Here is a 20,265-nt window from a genome sequence, read left to right on the forward strand (position 1 = left end):
GTACGTTGTTTGAATCAAAAAAACTGAAAAGCAAGGAAGGTATTTGGCGCGTTAACGGCATAAGCTCTATAAAGCCAAGTGAAAAATATATCCCGAGTGTTTTTATCTCTTTGTCTAAGGTAAAAAGTGAAGGTGTACACTCCCCACTTAAGCTGGGACAACTTTCTGAAAAACACATATGGATTGTGGAACCGCTTAATAGAATATCTGAATTTTTGATTGGTTCTTGCTGGGAAGATGGTAAAAGAATTAACAGGCTTTCACCTTTTGAAACAAAGTTTACTATCGATACCTCAAAGATTAAAATCATCAAACCCAACGAAAAAATATCTATTGATAGCACTTTTTTCCCTTCAATACTTCCTTCAATGGCCATTGATCTTAGTTCCAAAAAAGTTAGGCGAATTAAAAGCGAATCATTTTATGCAATTGTGCCAGTCCTCGATGATCCACTAACAAAGTTTTTAGTGCTTCCATGCAGTGAGCTATATCGTTTCTATATCGGTGTTAGTGATCGTTTTATTAATAAAGTATTAACAAACAATACCCAAAACTATTTTTCTTGGGAAGATCCATACATAAGAGTAAAAAAACCATTAAACAGGCTGGAGCAGTTTATTGCTTATAGAGGGAATTGGGATGAACAAGGGAAAGATTGGCTATTGATGCCATCAAGATATATACAAACTATTGCAACGGCGAATAATTCAGTGAAAGATGAAAAAATGCTACAGCCATTTGCTCTAAAAGCCACTTTCCCATTTAAAGGTATAACTACCTTAACAATCGCTGGTAAGCGCTTTAAATATGAGTCCGAAGATAAAGTCATATGGGCTATTTTTGCTGCGAACATAATCCATTGCGATAAAAAAGTTGATTTTGAGACAAAAATTCTTGCTGATCCATATTCTAAAAACCCTCAAGCATGGACACTAGAAGCTGGAGACGCAAATGATTTAATTAAGAGCCCGTTTGACGATGAATATAATTTATCAGAAACAGATGAGCCTTCCAATACTCTTCCTGACAATGTTGTGATACTAAACCCCAGTAATCGTTTTTCAGCAATGAATGACATGGATTTTAAGCACTATTTAACAAATGAAACAAATGATCCTTTATATGTAGGTGATTCTACTGCAGATTCTAATTTCTATTCATACGAAGATATGGTTTCTGATGGATCTGATGATCGTATACTTCGCAAAAGCGATTTCGAATCACACGTAAACCATGTCGATCGGAAACTATCTGACTTCATAAAAGTAATATCTCATCTTAGAGCTAAAAATATCCATAGAAACTGGGAGGTTGTAACTAGATCAGCTGCAAATTCAATATTAGAACAAGATGGTGAAATTGTTACTACTTTCCTTGAGAACAGGAATAGAAGATATTCTTGGCATTTAGTTGATGATATTAATGAAGGAGTTAAACGGCTAAGGCAAATAGTTTGGGTAGAAATTATTGTAAACCAAAGCTCTTTTATATACCTTGCAGAAATGGAACTAAAAGGATCAGAAACTGGTCGAAGCACCTTCTGTATTTATACAAATGACCTTAAATATATGCCTGAAGGAGATTTCGAGACCTTTTTAGAAATAACAGCAAGGCAAAATCGTTGGCCAATGCCTGACCATAAATGGAGGAGCTCATCAGCTAAAATTACAGCAGATAAATATTTTGAAAATTATAAGCATAGACCCATTATTCACCCTGACTTTCTATCAACTTCAGACTCACTATCAGAGACAGAATTATCATTGTGGGCTAATAATTTAACCAGTAACCTTAGGTCAATATTGGCTCGGAACGTTACTAGTTAAAATTATCTTATCCATACAATTTATATGACATGAATTGCATACAAGTGGCATGCCACCTGTTAAATACTGAGAAATGTTTTTCTTAGAATCCAATGCTGTCTAGCAAACTCTAGGAAGTCCAAACCAAGAAAAGTTCATATACCTTGCAGAAATGAAGTTGAAAGGATTAAAAACTGGGAGTCAGTACCTTTATTGTGCCTAATATTTTGAAGGAAATTATGATTAAAAATTTTTCACAGTAAAAACTTAAAAATAACGTAGCGTTTCTTAATTGAAACTCCACTACTCAATGGTCTGATCTATTCTCTAAGGGCTAAATGTTGATGTATATTTGGAAATTCACTTTGGTCTGTTACTAAATATGTGTGCAAGGTATAGAGAAACAATGCCTTCCTGCATGATACAGCCAGAACACCGTTGCTCATTTGGTAGTCAATTTCAATGATACGCCTTTGCTCAAGACTCAAACTTGGATTTGGAATCAAAAAGAAGGTTTTGTACTCATTCCAATCAAGGTCATTATCGATATGACTAGTAGTATCATTCTCACTCACTAATAAACTATTTCCCTGCATTCTTGGTAAGTTGAAATCCTTAAACAACCCAGACCCTTTTTCCCACCCTCTGACATGCCAACGATAACCAGAGCTAATCAAGCTATGCGGATAGACTATTCGCTTAGTTGGTTCAGGCGTATTTAATGATGAATAATCGAACTCAACAGCAAATCCATGTTTAATGGCTTCTTGGATAGAGCGAAACTTATCCATATCCACACCGGAATTTACCGTTTCCAGATGATGGATAAAGCCTGGACGACCAACAATCTGTAGATAATCGACAAAACGATATGTACTTTTAATCCGGTAGTCTTCACTTGGCACATATCCTCGACTACGAGGATGATAATGGATATGCCTTGGCAGCTCCTTTGAGATGAGAGCAAAAATTTTCGTGGCCTTAGATTCTTTTATGCCAAACCGTTCTATTAGATCTTTGCGTGTAACACGACCTTCAAAGAAAGCCTTATGCAAGGTAAATTCAATGTAATCCTTGTTATTCATCTTGTTCTGCGCCCTTATTCATATACAGCTATTATAAAACATAAAAACCCATAAACCTATTGCCTTTCAATACCTATTGACTTTCAATACCTATTGATTTTCAATACCTATTGATTTTCAATACCTATTGATTTTAAATACCTATTGATTTTCAATAGATATAATGCGTACATCATTTTATGTATAAGGAAAATAATGAGCCATTTCTTCAACCTGTATCCTGACAATATATTTTTCCCCTTGGCTGGAGAAAATAGAACAGCTTATTTAGATCTCATAGTTAGTATGCATTCAAAATTTTTCAGTGAATCAGCAGAGTTTATTGACACCAGCATTCCAATACCACGAATCAAGGCATTTATTGAAGAAGCACTTCATGAAGAAAACTGGAACACTGAAGGTGAAGGTGAAGGTGGTTGCATCAAATCCCGTGCGATTTATGTATATAACCGATTACTTGAAACAGGTTGGCTAAATATTCGCAAAGACGGCATTAAACAGGATATTTATATGTCATCGAAAGTTTCTATGTTAGTAGACTTCATAGAAAACATTCAACTTTATTCATCCGGAGAAATTGGTGGAGGAGTGTTATCAATCCGTAACAATCTAGAATCAATCATCTCACCAAGAAAACGAACCTCTGCAACCGATATTTCTCAAATGCTAGACCAAGTGGTTCAAGACACTCAGTCATTAAGCAAGACAATGAAGAATTTGGCTTTGCACTTGACAGATATCTCTCAGGACTTTCGTCGCTTTACCAAACTGGATGAAAAAATGACTTTGTTCTTTGAAGAGTTTATTAAGAATTCCTCTTTCTCCGATTACAACTTGATTAAAGGTCAGCATCATCCATTTCGTTTTAAAAGTGAGATATTGGACATGCTGTACTCGATTGAGTATGAAGTAGATACAACCGAGCAAGTAGTAAATTCCATCCAAGAACACAATAGATTAAAAACAGCTCAAGACCTTCCCTATGAAAAGGCTCTAGAAAGCTTAAAAAACAAGGTTCGTTTGATTCGTAACATCTTTGAGAATACCGAATATTTAATCGAGAAAATCGATGCCAGTCATGCTCGACTAGGGCGACAGGTGAATGAGTCCATTAAATATCACTCGCGAACCCCATCAAGTGCCATCAATGATTTTGAGTCCTTATTAAAAACTATTAAAGAGACCGGAGTAAAAGGCACAATCAGTAACCCATTACCTGTTTATCCATTTTTTTCACTGGAACTTGTGGCAAGAGTCCCGAAACAACGCAAACAGATTACCCAGCGCAAAAACACAATAAAGACACTAATCCCTGAAGAAGTAATAAGACAGAAGGAAGAAAAACGTCTTGCACTTGAAAGGCGTACCATTAATCAAGAGAAGCTTACAAAATGGCTAGATGCGTTATTCAACCAGCATGGAGAGCTCGGCCAAATTAACTCAATCAACATTCCGGTCTCCACCATTGAAGATTTTGTGGCATTTACCGTCTGTCGGCGACTGGGCATAGAAGATGAAAAACTTCACCGTAATTATTCAGACACGCTCACACAATACAATTTTATCCTGGCAGGTGATGATCTTATTGAGCATGAGCACACCTTCTGCCAGCCATTTAATATCGTAAAAATGTTTGGGAGTTAAGCCATGTTCAATGAGGTAAGGAATCTAATTAATAATACAGCGGTTGAAGAGTCACAAATTATCGAGACGTTCAACTACCTACAAAATCACCAGTTTGTCTTCAGAAAACGTTCAAAAGACCGTAAGCACTATGCATTCATCAGCGAGCATTTCGACCTCTTTAGAAGTGGTTTTGAACTGTTTGGAAAATTTCTTATCCAGAATAATGATTATGGTTATATTGGAATCAACAGTACTTCGTCGGATGACTTTAATCGTCTAACGATGATTGACACAGCTATTCTGGTAACTTTAAGGGTTATATACCATCAAGAGAAAGAATCCCGTTCTAATGAAGATGGCTCAATCAGTATCTCGGGGAGTCACTTAGTGACGCAGTATAAGCAATATACTGAACGTAATGACTTGGTTGATAGTAAGTCACGCTTTATGGAATATTTAAAGCTGTTTAAACAGAAGCGAATCCTTTCGCTTAGCAGTGAGGTTGATGAAGAAACCCTGCTTCCGATAATTACCATTTTCCCGACAATCGAAGTCATAATGACTCCGGAGGTTGCACTAAGACTTAATCAGGAAATCGCTAATAGAGCAAACTCTGCTTCTTCAGATGATGATACCAGTCAGATTAAAATATCTTCCTATACCATGGAGGAAGAAGTATGAAATTAAAAAGTGTTATTCTTGTTAATTGGTACTTGTTCGACCCAATCACAGTTCCCATTCACGGCAATGTCGCCTTAATCGGTGAGAACGGATCGGGTAAATCCACCATTATTGATGCAATCCAGACTGTCCTGTTTGGTGGGAACCAGAAATCTATCCACCTAAATGCAAGTGCCTCTGTTGCCAAAACCAATCGAAGCATCCGGACTTACTGCCTAGGTTATTACAAACCGGGCAACAAAGATGATGAATCCTCCTCTACTTATAGAAAGCGTGATGAGAGTATTACCTATCTGGGTTTAGTATTTGAGCACCCAAATAATGGCAGTCATGTTTCACTTTTTGTGGGGATTGAGGCTTATGAAGATGATCCTGCGCCAAACTTTAAAATTAGAGGGATATATCAAGGTAATCGTGCCTTAGAGGCCAAGGACTTTATTACTATACATGATGATGGATCTTTTGAATCTCTAACAGCGATAAATTTAAAAAAATCTCTATCGCTACAAGGGATTACTCCCTACTATGCAGACAAGTCAAAAGACTTTATGGAGGCAATGGTTAAGCTCATTGGTCCAACTGCACACCATGACTGGATAGATCCCGAGATCTTGCGTGGCTCACTTTCCAAATCTATCTCATTGAAAAAAGAGATCACCGAAGTATCGCAGTTTGTCGAGAGCTTCGTTCTGGAACCCCGCGATATCAAAGTTGATGATTTAATTCGAACCAAGAATCACTATCAAAACCTTACTACTAAAATCAATGAATTAAGTCAACAAAAGGAGATATTGGATGAACTGAATGCCACTTTGAACCGTGCTATTACACAACGAAAAAAAATGCACTCACTTTCGTGGATTGCTTTGGAGAAACAGCTCGAAGGCATTCAAGAAGATCAATATGTTCGAAAACAAGGTTTAGCACAATATATTCAGAAACGATGGGACAACCGTAAAGCCGAACGTCAACTGAAAAAGACTATTGCAACGTTACGTAATAAGCAGAGCGAACTGTCAATCCAGATTAGTAATGATGATGAGCAGCGACGCAGAGACAATCTTACTAAAGAAATCGAAAAAATTGTGGATAAAATTAATTCAATTCAAAGGGACATGCTTAGTGACATTGCACATTACCGACAGTTCTGTAAGCAAGATGTTTCGGTTTTGCATGAAGAGTCAATAAATCTTTTGACGTCAAAAATGCGTCCTATGCTTGAACAGACAGCTAACATGTCTTTTGATTTTGAATCGTTCGACGATCTTTCTGAAGCCTTGATTGGACAGATTGATGCGATTGAGGATTTGATTGATCTCAAACAAAAGCCTTTGATAGCACGGGAAGTCCAAATTGAAGAACAGGTTACAACGCTAACTGAAAACATTAATCGCGTTTCCTCCGGTAAGCGTCTTTTAACCCCTGAGACGGAATTCTTGATTCAATACTTAGTAGAACATGGTATTCAGGCAACCCCTGTATGTAATGTTGTAGAAATCTCAGATGCCACTTGGCAACCTGCAATCGAGGCATTTTTGGCGAATAACGTGGAAGCCTTGATTGTACCGGAAGACCAAGAAGTTGAAGCGATTCGCTTGTATCGAAGATTGAAGAACACCCACCAGATTTATAAGCGCGTCATTGTTAAAGCCTCCCTTTGCGTGAATTGGTACGATTCAATCGCTTTGGCTCCAAACTCTGCAGCCACTCTTTTAGAGTCAAACAACCAATATGCTTTGGGCTTTTTGTACAAATTGCTAGGCAGACTTGAGTTGGTAGATTCAGACTCAGAACTTAGACGCTCGAGATTCGCCTTATCTAAAGATGGAATGGTTACAAATTCAGTCGGAATTTCTCGTCTTAAATTGATCTCTCATCTAAAAATGATGAAAGATCAGAGTCATAACCTTGAGACGTGGCGCAATAAGCGTCGTGATTTATCGACTGAAAAAGACGACCAGATTACGCCAACTAGGTCAAAACTCAAAGACGTTTCTGATTCACTCGCGCATTTAAAAATGGTCCAGAGAGATACTGAGCGTCAATCATTCCAAGCACGAAACTTAGCGATCACACAACAAGAAAAGCTGAAAGAAAAGAATGAAGAAATCCTGAAAGGGATTGATTTAACTCATATTGACAGCCTGATTCAGGAGCGCGATAAAATTGAAAAGAAGCTTCTGCCTCTGCGAACAAAAGAGCTAGAAAAGCTTCTGGATGAAAAAGGGGGCATGAGAGCCCAGATTAAAGATACAAAAACGTACCTTTTGGCTCTTAATAAAAAAGTTGAAGTAAAATATGAAGAACAGGGCAAAATTGAAGCCTCTGTCTATTTTGATGTTCAATATAATGACGAACTTCAGATCAAGTCTGAGGATGAAGATGCAGATATAGTCAAGGGCAAGCATGAAAGTCTCAGTAAGCAGTTTTACAATGCATTGAACCGAAATGAGTTCACAATGAAAGATATTGCTGAAACGAATGAAAGTTTTAACCCTGAGGCGTACTTCCCACTAAATAATGAGACCTTGGAGCCTGTGACTCAATACGTTCATGAGTGCATCACCAAGATTGTCGAGATGAATATCGTCAAATATAAAGAAGCAGCTGAAAGAGCCAGTAAAGAACTGAATGAATCCTTTAGAACCGATGTGACTAACCGATTAAGGGAAGTCTTTAAAATGCAGAATCGTCAGTTCAGAGATTTAAATAAGGCACTCTCACAAAGACTTTTTCATTCAGAACGTTATAAGTTCATAAAAAAACCAAAATCAGAATTTAGGGACCTGATTAATTATATTGAGAAGACTGACTTGACCACAAATACTGATGATTTGTTTGATTCCATGCCACCGGAAGTAGAAGCGCAAATTGAATTACTTATTTCCAGTGATAAGGACGATACATTGAATATTCGGGATTACAGAAAATATTTTGTGTATGACGTTGAAGTAACATCGGATGTGACTCAAGAGCGTTATTACGTCAGCGACCAAATGGGAACAGGTTCTGGTGGTGAAAAGCAGTCGCCCTTCTATGTTGCCATTGCCTCATCATTAGCGACCGCATGGGGAACATTGAGCAATCCAGGTAGAAGTGCTGGACTTGCTTTATTGGATGAAGCATTTGACAAGTTGGATGAAGAAAACCTCAAGAACGCGATGGATTTTATGGGCGATACTGGGTTACAGGTTATTGTGGCAACCCCAGCACAGCAAGAATACGTATTCAAACCAGCAGTCAACAGTGTGATCTATGTGTCCAAGCACATCTTGTCTAAAGATAAGGCCACCGCCAGTCTAGATATTGAGATTTTAACGGAAAGAGGTTGGGAAATCTTCAATCCAGTACAAGCAATACCAAGCGAGGTTCTTGTATGAATGACCCTGCAAAAAGCGAACAGATTTTAATCGAAATCTTGACTAAACTGTTACTCAAGCAAGAGCAATTACTGGGATCTGGTTCAAATAAGCAGGCAGACATAGGTACGCGTGAATCAGTGTTCAAGCCTTATGCTAAAAGTCAGCCACTAGGCATTGTGAAGTACATAAACATTCTGATCCAAAAGTATGAAAAAGAAGGTATTCTAAAAGCCTCTTGGCATACTGAAAATATATCTTTGAAGCGTATCTATTTGCAAGATTACGAAAGGCTTTGTGAGTTAATTAAGCACACCCCTATACTGAAAAAACTGAGTATCGCCTTACAATATTTGGACTACAAGGTGCTAGATATTCCGCTTTATTCCATGTTGAGAGATGCTATTAGGGCGAATTGGTTGGAACATAAATCTTTTCATAAATGCACGGTTGATCAATATGAGACTCTAGCTAAGGGTTTTCAGGGCGCACATATAGCATTGTCGCTGTATCAGAAAAAAGAGGCCATCGACTACCGTCATTTCTCCATTAAGGCGTTTAAAGATTCCAAGAAGCTCAGTTCTTATAAAGCCCTTATTGCTAACCTTCTCAAATCACAATATTCAGAACTCGAAGGTTTTGGTATTGATGAAGTCTTTCGATTCTTTGGAATTACTCCCATAGAGCAACCTATCCTTCTTTCAGGAAGTCTTAACTTTACGCAACATGGAAGTATTCTCGATGCCAGTTTTCCTCCGGCAGTAGGATTGTTCCCAACTGAAGAGCTGCTAGTATCAACTCAAATAGCTATAACTAGTGTTATAACCATAGAAAATCAGGCTTCCTTTATGCGCTACGTTAAAGAGGAAAAACAACCAACAGAAATAGTACTTTATACTTCTGGCATTCCGACCCCTAAATTTATTGAACTTTTCCAAAAGGTTTCTAATACGTTAGAATCTGAAACTAACTTCCTTCACTGGGGAGATATCGATCTTGGTGGCTTTAGGATCTGGAACATACTAAATAAATCGATAGAAAGAGAGGTTAAACCGCACCGGATGTCACCAGATGATTATCCAAGCTCTCAGCACTTAAAAGATTTAAACGAGTCTGAAAAAACACAGCTTGAAACACTTTCCAATCCTAGCATAGCGAAATTAATTCAAAGAATAACTTCTGTCGGAAAAAAATATGAGCAAGAGATGTGGAAAGGAAAACAGTAAAAGTGATTTTTTATGCTAATAAAGCATTAGAATAATGTAATAAATCAATTTCATCTTACCTAATATTTTCGGATTCCAAAAAAATCACATTCAGATGTTTAAAATGCTGTATTGGTAGTTAGCTAATTTCACTACAATTGGTATGATGGATCAAACTTACTTTATTAGTAAACCTAAAAGCAATTACTTTGGAGGACTTATCAAACCTTCCTAATCACCAACAACATAATGCTTCATTAGGGAAATCAAAACTTCAAGAAAAGCTTACTACAACTCCTCTTGAGAGCTTTAATAATGGATTAATTACGGGTAATAAACACTAAAGAATACTGTTTGTTTTAAAAAGCTCCATTTTTATAGAAAATTAAGCTGTTTGCTCTGCAGCAATAGAAAGCCCTTGCTTAACTTCTTCGTAGATTGGTATATTTTCACCAGGTGTATCAAGAGTGACAACCAAAGCATAAGGGATTTCTATATTTGAAATCCCTGCTCTCCCCATACAGTGAACTTGAATAGTAAGTTGATCTCCTTCAGTAAAAACTGACGCTTTATCACCTTTACGAACATCATGATAAAGTGTGCCATTCTTTAAGTAATGATGGTAATAATCACTACTCTGAGCATTGATATCTTCTTTTGATGATGTAGCCCATAATTGAGCCCCCCTGTAATCTTGATGACCATGATTCACAGGAGAGAACCATGCAATAGTCACAATGAGACGTCGCTCAGACGTTTGAGACGCTAAACTTTTGGGCAAAGGCATCTTATATTCATGCCCAGCATCATTCTTAATTACTCCTGTATAGATCAGTGTTGCTTGATTATTCTGGCAGGCATGAATTCTTTGTTCATTAACATTACCAAAACCAATAAATTGATTCAGTTCAGATTTAAATATATTACTATTAGATTTGTCTTTCAGATATTTAGAAATAACATCTGTAAGTGACCTAGAGTATTCAGCACCATGAGCGAGAAGTGCTTTCAGTATTAATGCATCTGGAGCATGAGATAAAGCTTCAGAATCGCCTAAATCTTTTATCCCTTTAAGTGTCTCATATAAAAAAGCAATACGACGTGTTGCCAATGCAGCTGCATTACTTGTTCCGGCAGTATATCCGTATGAGTTAACAGAGCCCAAAACTGAAGAAGGTAGCGCTGTTTTTTGCCCTGGCCCAAAGCGCGTACTTACAACAGGTTCGAGCACAATATCCTGTTCAGCTAAATAGCTCTTATTACGATAAGTAAGCCTGCCTCCAGGCATCATCAATTCAGGCTTAATTGAGTTTTTCTTACCTAATGATATAGGGTTAATAGGGCTAAATATTTTCTTTGTTTCCAATATATCAATCTGATTAGGAGGGAGCTTGCCAACAAAGTCATCACTATGTTCTGCTTTTATGGTCAATGCATTGATAGACTCAGCTGGAGACATCATACGACGTTCGTATTTCTGTTTAGCAATTGCTTTAATAAAATGCTCTTCCATATTAAATAATTGCAATGATTGAAAGTCCCTCTCCTTAATACCTTCTAAACAAATACTTTGAGCCATATTTCCAGCACTAACGACAAACAACACATCATATTTGTAAGAAAGCCAATCAAGCATTCGTGCCCATGGGCTCATTTGTATATCAAAACGCCTATATGGATCCCCTACGGATAAATTAATAACCAATACATCAGGGGCTGTTGGTTGAGCACCTTCATCACCAACTTTCATTCTAATAACGGCACGATGCATTAGATCTATTGGCAAATAGTTATCAGGGACTTTCTCACTTTTCATCCCATCAAAATGAGGAGAACCAGGTGCTAAAATAGGACGTACATATAATGGTCTATCTAAAGAAGGTTCATCTTTTTTATTTAAGTCACCATGAATAATAAGTGACGCCATTGAGGTACCATGTACCTGTTCCATTGGAGACGAATATAACGCTTCAAAATCATCTGGATCATCAATTATTAAACGATTTTTAAGAGCTTCATGATTTGACAAAGGTAAGCCGTCAAATAATGCAACTATCGGCTGCAAATGCTCAGAGACGTCGTCATTACTCGTATTTGACTCAAAGTTCATCTGACTATCAGAGTCGATTACCTTAGGAACTAAGCATTGCCCTAAAGGTCTAAAGAACATAACATCGTCGCATCGCATGAGCTCAACTGATTTACCGCTTGATTTGATAATCTCCTGAACGCCACTAACAGGCAACTTTCCAAGTATTGCGTGATAACCAATTCCAGCATGAGCAAAGCAGCTAGATACTTCACCGCCATTCAATTGTATTAGCTTTTTTATTCGGTGTTCCGCATTAATTCTAAGCTGGCTATTTTCGCGATACCAAAGCTCAATTTCAAATGGAATTAGATCATCATAACCATGCTCAACATCTTCTAATTTATACGCCCAATCTTCCAACAAATGCGTACTTTCAAGTCGATCTTTTGTTCCCCAAATACGGATATCAATTAAATGAAGAAAAGCCTCCCTCAGTGGCGTGAGCCCTTTTTTAATATCTCCAGTTTTAAGGTACTGATTCCATATTGCTTTTAAATGAAGTAGCCCTGCTTGACTACTCATGGTCAGGTAGGCATTTTTGCTGGTAGGCTTTAATGACTCGCCTTGTTTAAGGTAAAAATTCTCATCTTGATAGCTACTATCAAGAAGTTCGCTTGCAATAAATTCAAACCCTTCGACTTTAGCAAGAGCCAATGCCAGATTTTGAATATCTCCAGCTACTTCCAACACTAAAACCTTTTCAGGAAGCATGCCTTCTGGAGAATCTGATAACTTAATATTTTCAGCAAATTTTATTTCTAGTGTTTCAATTTTTGAAAAAATTCTTGCTTTTTGTTTATCTTCAGAAGGAGCACATTTTTGCACTCTGGGTGGGGACAGCTTATCTCTTTTTCTATCTGTATTTGGCTTTCTGAAGGTGAGAATTGGTTTTCTTTCCATTTAAACAAAATCCTTTTAAGTGAGTTACTCTCTTATTCTTCTACCCTATATCGGTTTGACCACTGACTAAGGCATTGTGAAGTGATTTTCTTAATATTTGATTCACTATCGGGGAGTCCTAGTACATATTTTCTTTGTACATCCAAAGCAAACTGTTCTAATTCAGCAAAACTAAGGCCCACTAATTTTTTAGCTAGCGTCATTGGTGATAAGCCTAAAGAATGTCCGACTCTTTCCTCAAACTCTTCAAACCATTTTGATGCCATCTTTTGAGTAGGCGATGGAATATTCACTTGCACTTGAAATCGACGCCAAATGGCTTTATCTAACATAGATTCATGATTTGTTGCACCAACGACGACAACGTGATTTGGTAAAAGATCTATTTGCTTGAGTAACGAACTAACAACACGTTTTATTTCACCATTATCATTTGCATCTTCACGCTCTTTACCTATTGCATCAAACTCATCAAAAAATAAAACACATCGTTGAGTACTTACATGCTCAAATAGTTTATCCATTTGCTGAGCGGTTTCACCCAAAAAACGATTGATAATACCTTCGTACTTAACAGTAAAAAAAGGCACCATTAAATGATTTGCTAACGCTTCAGCTATTGTTGTTTTGCCATTCCCAGGAGGCCCACTCATTAGAATTTTGTGTCGAGGTTCTAAATTGTATGATCGAAGCAAATCTTTTCGAGAATGCTCTTCTATAACCTCATAAAAAACAGAAAGAACACTATCTGATAATGTCAAATCAGATAAAGTTTTTTGAGCTTTTGTTTCATAAAAAGCATTTTGAAGATCGGGATTATTCGTAAAGCGTCTTGCTTGATTATCAGTTGTTGTTGAACTGCTATTTACAAGGATGCTCTTTAATTTATCGGCAAGATGATGATGATGCCGAGCAGTTGCCTCTGCAGCAATTGCTTCCGCAGTCTTCTTGAAACGCGACAAATCACCGTTTATGCCTGTTTCAACCAAACTTACAACCAAATCTGCTCTAGCCACAATACACCTCGAATAACAATATTCGCAGTATAGCAAACTGCACGAATATTAAGGAAGAATTTAAGTTTCATAAACACTAGCCATTTTAATTCATTTGGTGAATAATTTCCATTTTTCAAGTTTATAGAAATATTTATGAATTTACTAAGCGAATCAGATGTAGTAAAGCTTGCACTTAAAAAATCCACTTTAAGTCAAAAGGATTTTTCCAAAAAATTAGGAAAAAGCCAAGCACAAATATCTAAATACATTTCCGGTGAAAGTAATTTGAGTGCAAAAACATATATTCATTGTATGAATATTCTATCTCAGCTTGAAAATGACGATGATAGTCTAATATTACTTCTTAAAGAAACATCTCGATTGAAAGGAGAAAAACATAAGGAAATACGGAAGGCACTAATAGACTTAATAAAAGCTTACAGTTCAAATAAGGATTTAGATAATGACGTTTTATAAAGTATAAGGAGTTTTATACACACTACCTCAACTAAAAATAAAGCCGAAAGCGAGACCTTCTCATGCACCAAGCCAAGAAACGAAACCAATGTCATTGCTTATGAAGCCCTATATCATGATCAATTCAAACTTGGTAACGCTTACCTATATAAAATTGCAAACTAAGTTAGTTAATTTGTAACACCTACTCTATGAAATCAGGCAATAAATTGACCAAAAGACAGCCATTTAAATTTTTTAACAAAACCTCCTTAATGCTTCTTCACACCTACAATTGCCTTTATATTTGACAGATACATTATAATTTTGTAAATACCTCTACATTTTTCTTTAGATTATCAATATAAGGAGCTAAGTTTTAAATACCTAAGGAATAGGTAGCCCACCATCAACAAGGAGTGTTTAGATGGATCAGATTTACTTTTTATTAGTCAACCTAAAAGCAATTACCTTGGAGGACTTATCGAGTCTTCCCGATTATCAGCAGCATGATATTGCATTAAGGATTGAACTGCTTCAAGAAGAGCTTATCAAAGCTTTTCAGGAGTAACTTGAATAGGTGTTAGTAGCTAGCAGCAAACACCAAAGAATGCGACTTTCTTTAAGAAGTCGCATTCTTTGTACTAAAATTCAGAATATTTGATTTTTGATCAATATTTCAGGGCATAATGTTAAAAAAATCTTTACCAAATCGCTTGGTAAAAACATTATAAACGTCCCTCGATTGCCAAAAGTGCATCAACCTTAACATGCCTATCCTCTGCTGATTTCTAGAATCAACACAAGTGTCCCTTAAATCAATCTCGCTCTTTTTAGAATCAAGCATAAACTTTACAAGCTCCGCCTCATTAAGCTCAATAGCTAACATCAGAGGCGTATAACCAAGCATTCCGGTATTATGCTTTGCTATTGGAGATGCGCCACGACTGATTAACAGCTTAGCAATTTCTCTTAAATTATCAGCGGTTGAATATTTACAAACATTACCCTTTATTAAGCTAGTACAGTGGGCTTGCATTTGTTTAAGCATTTCATCTTGTTGTTGGTTTGAAATATTTTCGCCTAGTTGTTTGAGGTCATGGGGTAGCAGACCTGCAGAGTATGCCCTAGCAGTTTGCAAACCGATCTCGGAGTATTTCATCCATTCATTAAACGCCTGATTTTGAGGTCTTTTTAAATGTTGTGATATAAGGGCAATAACCGTAAAAAGAGGTGTTTCATTGCCAACATCATGCCTTCTATCTACAGTAGCCCCCATATCGATCAGTTTTTCAACAATATCTATTCGTCCAGTTTGAACAGCACAACCTAGAGGCGAAAGTTTCCTCTTATTTGTTACTGTATCCAGAACACTTTTATTATGTGTTTTTTCGCTTATCAGTTTAAAACTCTGATCTTTCATCGAATTAAGAGGTAGAAGGTTAACTTGCAATGACTGCACAGCCAGTAAAATAGCAGACTCATTACTTGAAGATAATTTATTAACATTTGCGCCGGCGTCTAATAATTGAGCAACCGCATCATCTTCATCCATCATCGAAAAATATGTTAGTTGAGGCATTTTCTTAGACATACCATCAATTAACCCTACTGAGAACATTTTATCTGGCTTCACTAGGTCTAAACGATAGCTATCTTCAACAACAATCCACGGACCAGAACTTTTATGAGGCTCACTAGGATAAGTAGCATCAGGGAAAAAAGAGTCCTTAGAAAAAAAAGAATCAAAGTATGCGCTATACGCAGCAATCTCCCAGCTTTCTATTTCTTCAGGCTTTGCTTTAAACTCATTTTTATCAACTCCAGAAGGCATAAAATCAATCTTCATTAAAACAGCCATTCTTCTAAGCCGATTGATAAAGCTTTTCTTAGGTTTAGGGGATCGACACGCTGCTATAAGCGCCTCTCTAATGATGCGTTCAGCATTCTCACCTTGGCGATAAATCACCTGTTCAAACGCTAAAGTATATTCATCTATAGCATCTTCTAAATTACCAGAATGTAGCTGGTAACGAGCCATCATCCAATGATAGTAATAGGTTGTTTCCTTTCGTGTATCTATGGTGGATAATTTATCTTTTAACTCGTTTAGCAACCCTAAGCTTTGTTGCTTAGCGTGCTTAGACTTAACTTTACGTAGCGCGAGTAAATTTGATGCACGTAAAGCTAGTTCAGCCGTTGGTTCGAACCTTACCGCACCTTTAGTAAGGCTCTCAATAAGGCATTTAGCAAGCTCCTCTAAGCATTCGTTAGCCAAAAGTTGTTTAACTAAATTTAAGTCCGTATAACCACTACGATCAAAAAAGTAATCCCAAAGCCTAGCTGTGATAAGACGAGCTTTATATGTTCCCCAACTATTTCCCAGTTCCGATTTTTCACCGAAAGCGGCAATACTAGATATCTCGGGTAACTCTGCAGCAGATTGTGAAGTCCAAGCTCGTATTCGCTCTTTTTGACTATCAGAACTTTTTTGATAGAACTCTTGCCACTCACTACTTTTCTCAAACTGCTCTAGTACTAAAGTCATTAAGGTTTTATCTGAGTTAGCAATTTCTCTTGCTGATAGCCCCATCCCATCTATCGATTCTGTACATAGCTCAACGACTGCAAATGTAAAAAAGTATTTATCAAGAATCTTTTTAGATTCATCTGCATTAGCGCCATCTAATGGTATTGCTTTGTAGAGATTCAGATAACATTCACAGATAAATTCGAATTGCTTTAAGATATGATCAGCAAAGTGAATATTGACATATTTAGTCAAAGGCTCATGAATCAGCTCTTTTTTTAAAGTGTCTAAATGGAAAGGGCTAATTTCAGTTTTTTTGCAGGCGTCATCTATTTTTTTTCCTGCTAACTTTTTGGTCCCCAGTCCTTTTGCAAACTCTCTAAGTATGTGTTGAAAAGAATAGTATGGAGTAATGATCGTTTCTTTAGTCATGATAATCTTTGAATATCCTTATAAAAATTCATGTATGCACGTCGGTCACTTGGGCTACCAGGAACAGTAAGTTGTTTACCTTTAGGTGAGCAAACAGAACCATGCTTTTTAAGACGTTTAAAGCGCCACTTATCTCTAATAAGACAACACACTAATTTATGAATGTCTTTATTGCTACTGTATTTTTTCATGCTGCAGTAGGTGGGCTAACGCCCACCTTTCCCTAAGCCTATTTATTTAATTTTGCAGCAGCAGATTGCGCTCTTGCAGCAAAACTACCTTTTGCAACCTCTCCATTATTTGCTTTGGCTTCTGCACTTTGAATGCGAGATGCATCAGATTTCGTCATAGATTTCGATTTAGTATTAGACATATTGATTGCTCCTTAGTTAATTGAACATCATTAAGGTAGCAATTGGCTGGAAGGAACTCACAAGGGTAAGTGGAGACTTTTTTATAAAGCTAGCAGCAACACTATTTAGTACTATTTTTTGAGATAAATAGCATGATAAAACACTTAAACAACAACGAAATAAACTGTTGAAATCAGGCAATAAATTGCCCATAAAATAACTGTTTAAACCTTTTATGTAAATTTTCTAACAAAACGCCTTTAATACTTCTTCACCCATAAAATCGCCTTTATACTTGCCTCATAACTAGAGTGAAGCACTCCCGAAACAGACAAATGATTCAAGGAAGAAAAAGTGTTAAAGACAAAGTTAGCGACATTATTCGTAATATTCCCATTACTCACAGCTTGTGGTGGCAACGCCTTGCAAGTTAAAAGCGAGCATGTCTCCGATGAGAAAATTGCTGAGATAATAGCCCATATTGAAAGTCTCTATCCCGAGGCAGATAAAGAGCTTAAGCAACACATTCTAGAAGTAGCTGTGAAATCTATTGATGATATGGTTTTTATCGAAGGTGGCAGCTTTATGATGGGTGATTTTAGAACCCCCTGCATCTATAAAAGTTTGGACAATTTAACCTGGACCCCAGATGCTAAATGCTGGTCAGGCGGTAACGCTAGAAAAACAGGTGCACTTAACCTCCATAAAGTCACTCTTTCAAGTTACTCCTTGTCCAAGTATGAAACAACCTACTATCAGTTTGATGCTTTTAGGCTAGCGAATAAGCTACCTGTACTAAGAGCAGAAGAAAGAATTGAATATCCAGTCATAGTTGAAGCGATTATGAATAAACCCACTCCAATTCAAAAATGGCAAGAAGCTAAAAACTATTGTTTATGGGTAGCAAAATTAACTGATTTACCTTTTGATTTACCTACAGAAGCCCAATGGGAGTTCGCTGCCCGCAACCGCGGACAGAAAATCTATTATGCAACAAATGATGGCTTTATTCGCTATCAGGGTGGAGGTTTAGAAAATGAGTATGGGTATTATATTGATTATAAAGCAGAAGAAATAAATTTTGATAATGATGTGAGAGAAGTTGGTTTGCTTCCACCTAACCCTTTAGGGCTTTATGATATGACAGGCAATGCCTCTGAATTAGTCAATGATTGGTTCTCAAAAGATTACTATAAGCAATCTCCAGAGCTTAATCCAAAAGGGCCTGATAAAGGCATTAAAAAGGTATATAGAGATGTGACAGGTGATAGAAGATTTGTTACAAGTCGAGGCGTTTTTGAAGATAATGCAGAATATTACTCGATTTATGGTTTTCGTTGTGGCCTTCAACAAACAGTAGCAGCTTGGTAGTGCCCACATAGATATAAAATTTAAAACTAAGTTAGTTTATTTGTAACGCCTTCTCTATATAGTTAGGCAATAAATTGCCCAGAAAACAGCTATTTAAACCTTTTATGTAAATTTTCTAACAAAACATTTTTAATACTTCTTCACCCATAAAATCGCCTTTATACTTGCCTCATAACTAGAGTGAAGCACTCTCGAAACAGACAAATGATTCAAGGAAGAAAAAGTGTTAAAGACAAAGTTAGCGACATTATTCGTAATATTCCCATTACTCACAGCTTGTGGTGGCAACGCCTTGCAAGTTAAAAGCGAGCATGTCTCCGATGAGAAAATTGCTGAGATAATAGCCAATATTGAAAGCTTCTACCCTGATGCAGATAAAGAGCTTAAGCAACACATTCTAGAAGTAGCTGTGAAATCTATTGATGATATGGTTTTTATTGAAGGTGGCAGCTTTATGATGGGGGATTTTAGAGCACCCTGTAATACCAGAGACTTAGATAAAATAATTTGGACACCTGATGCTAAATGCCCTTCAAGCTATTCTTATAGAAAAACAGGAGCGCTTAACCTACATAAAGTAACTCTTTCAAGCTACTCCCTGTCCATGTATGAAACAACCTATTTTGAATTTGACGCATTTAGGCTCATTAATAATCTAAACGTTTTAGACTACGAAAGAAGAGTCGTCAAATATCCAAGTTCTTATCATTCTTATGACAATGACCCCACTCCAATTCAAAAATGGCAAGAAGCTAAAAACTATTGTTTATGGGTAGCTGAGTTAACTGATTTACCTTTTGATCTCCCAACTGAAGCACAATGGGAATACGCTGCCCGCAACCGTGGACAGAATATCTATTATGCTACAAATGATGGCTTCATTCGCTATCAGGATGGAAGTCTAGAAAACGAAAATGGTTATCCTATTGACTATAAAGCAGAAGAAATAAATTATGATAATGATGTGAGAAAAGTAGGTTTGCTTCCACCTAGCCCATTAGGGCTTTATGATATGACAGGCAATGCCTCGGAGTTAGTCAACGATTGGTTCTCAAAAGATTACTATAAGCAATCTCCAGAGTTCAACCCACAAGGACCTGATATAGGCATAAAAAAAGTTTTTAGAGATATACAGGGGGGGAAGCGATTTGTTACTACTCGAGGAGACTTTGAAGATCAGCCAGAGCACCACCCGTCATATGGCTTTCGTTGTGTTCTCCAACAAACATCAGCAGCGTGGTAGTGCCCACACTGCTATAAAGTTGAAAACTAAGTTAGTTAATTTGAAACACTTTCTCTGTATAGTTAGGCAATAAATTGCCCAGAAAACAGCTATTTAAACCTTTTATGTAAATTTTCTAACAAAACATCT

At 37.0% G+C, this 20,265-nt stretch carries 14 protein-coding genes; 9 read left to right on the forward strand and 5 right to left on the reverse strand.

The window, feature by feature from the left end:
* Positions 1 to 5: 5 nt before the first annotated feature.
* Complete coding sequence (locus MED121_RS06720; RefSeq protein WP_036178880.1) at positions 6 to 1,826, forward strand: hypothetical protein; 1,821 nt, start codon at positions 6 to 8, stop codon at positions 1,824 to 1,826.
* Between the two features lie 299 nt (positions 1,827 to 2,125).
* Here the strand turns inward: MED121_RS06720 and MED121_RS06725 are convergent, their stop codons facing one another.
* Positions 2,126 to 2,890, reverse strand: a complete 765-nt coding sequence (locus MED121_RS06725; protein WP_009832891.1) for a WYL domain-containing protein — start codon at positions 2,888 to 2,890, stop codon at positions 2,126 to 2,128.
* Positions 2,891 to 3,085: 195 nt separating this feature from the next.
* Between MED121_RS06725 and MED121_RS06730 the strand changes: the two genes are divergently transcribed.
* The 4 genes from MED121_RS06730 to MED121_RS06745 are packed head-to-tail and all read left to right on the forward strand — an operon-like array spanning position 3,086 to position 9,782.
* Positions 3,086 to 4,534: a Wadjet anti-phage system protein JetA family protein gene (locus MED121_RS06730; RefSeq protein ID WP_036178883.1), complete on the forward strand. Its 1,449-nt coding sequence runs from the start codon at positions 3,086 to 3,088 to the stop codon at positions 4,532 to 4,534.
* A gap of 3 nt (positions 4,535 to 4,537) precedes the next feature.
* The gene (locus MED121_RS06735; protein WP_009832893.1) at positions 4,538 to 5,197 is read left to right on the forward strand and encodes a DUF4194 domain-containing protein; all 660 of its coding nucleotides are present in this window, start codon (positions 4,538 to 4,540) and stop codon (positions 5,195 to 5,197) included.
* A complete protein-coding gene (locus MED121_RS06740; protein WP_009832894.1) occupies positions 5,194 to 8,577 on the forward strand; it encodes an SbcC/MukB-like Walker B domain-containing protein in 3,384 nt (1,127 codons plus the stop codon). Before MED121_RS06735 ends, MED121_RS06740 begins: the two co-directional genes overlap by 4 nt.
* Entirely contained in the window at positions 8,574 to 9,782 is a 1,209-nt protein-coding gene (locus MED121_RS06745) for a Wadjet anti-phage system protein JetD domain-containing protein (protein ID WP_009832895.1), read from the forward strand. The genes MED121_RS06740 and MED121_RS06745 overlap by 4 nt, the downstream gene beginning before the upstream one ends.
* A 364-nt stretch (positions 9,783 to 10,146) precedes the next feature.
* On the opposite strand, the gene MED121_RS06750 is transcribed toward MED121_RS06745, so the two are convergent.
* Together MED121_RS06750 and MED121_RS06755 are read right to left on the reverse strand one after the other, a co-directional pair.
* The gene (locus MED121_RS06750) at positions 10,147 to 12,753 is read right to left on the reverse strand and encodes a S8 family peptidase (protein ID WP_009832896.1); all 2,607 of its coding nucleotides are present in this window, start codon (positions 12,751 to 12,753) and stop codon (positions 10,147 to 10,149) included.
* Positions 12,754 to 12,785: 32 nt separating this feature from the next.
* Positions 12,786 to 13,769 (reverse strand): ATP-binding protein, encoded by a 984-nt coding sequence (locus MED121_RS06755; protein ID WP_009832897.1) that lies wholly within the window; start codon positions 13,767 to 13,769, stop codon positions 12,786 to 12,788.
* Between the two features lie 135 nt (positions 13,770 to 13,904).
* Between MED121_RS06755 and MED121_RS06760 the strand changes: the two genes are divergently transcribed.
* The gene (locus tag MED121_RS06760; protein WP_009832898.1) at positions 13,905 to 14,228 is read left to right on the forward strand and encodes a helix-turn-helix transcriptional regulator; all 324 of its coding nucleotides are present in this window, start codon (positions 13,905 to 13,907) and stop codon (positions 14,226 to 14,228) included.
* A 406-nt stretch (positions 14,229 to 14,634) separates the two neighbouring features.
* The gene (locus MED121_RS24390) at positions 14,635 to 14,778 is read left to right on the forward strand and encodes a hypothetical protein (protein WP_009832899.1); all 144 of its coding nucleotides are present in this window, start codon (positions 14,635 to 14,637) and stop codon (positions 14,776 to 14,778) included.
* A 108-nt stretch (positions 14,779 to 14,886) separates the two neighbouring features.
* Here MED121_RS24390 and MED121_RS06765 read toward each other — a convergent pair whose 3' ends face one another.
* Together MED121_RS06765 and MED121_RS24040 are read right to left on the reverse strand one after the other, a co-directional pair.
* On the reverse strand, positions 14,887 to 17,169 hold the full coding sequence (locus tag MED121_RS06765) for an ankyrin repeat domain-containing protein (RefSeq protein WP_009832900.1): 2,283 nt from the start codon (positions 17,167 to 17,169) through the stop codon (positions 14,887 to 14,889).
* Positions 17,170 to 17,398: 229 nt separating this feature from the next.
* Complete coding sequence (locus MED121_RS24040) at positions 17,399 to 17,542, reverse strand: hypothetical protein (RefSeq protein ID WP_083789373.1); 144 nt, start codon at positions 17,540 to 17,542, stop codon at positions 17,399 to 17,401.
* A gap of 334 nt (positions 17,543 to 17,876) precedes the next feature.
* Between MED121_RS24040 and MED121_RS06775 the strand changes: the two genes are divergently transcribed.
* Both MED121_RS06775 and MED121_RS06780 read left to right on the forward strand, forming a co-directional pair.
* Positions 17,877 to 18,893, forward strand: coding sequence for an SUMF1/EgtB/PvdO family nonheme iron enzyme (locus MED121_RS06775; RefSeq protein WP_009832903.1), 1,017 nt, complete (start codon positions 17,877 to 17,879; stop codon positions 18,891 to 18,893).
* 223 nt (positions 18,894 to 19,116) lie between these two features.
* On the forward strand, positions 19,117 to 20,136 hold the full coding sequence (locus MED121_RS06780; RefSeq protein ID WP_009832904.1) for an SUMF1/EgtB/PvdO family nonheme iron enzyme: 1,020 nt from the start codon (positions 19,117 to 19,119) through the stop codon (positions 20,134 to 20,136).
* Positions 20,137 to 20,265: the final 129 nt, after the last annotated feature.

The sequence above is a fragment of the Marinomonas sp. MED121 genome (assembly GCF_000153025.1).
In the GTDB taxonomy this organism is placed as follows: domain Bacteria; phylum Pseudomonadota; class Gammaproteobacteria; order Pseudomonadales; family Marinomonadaceae; genus Marinomonas.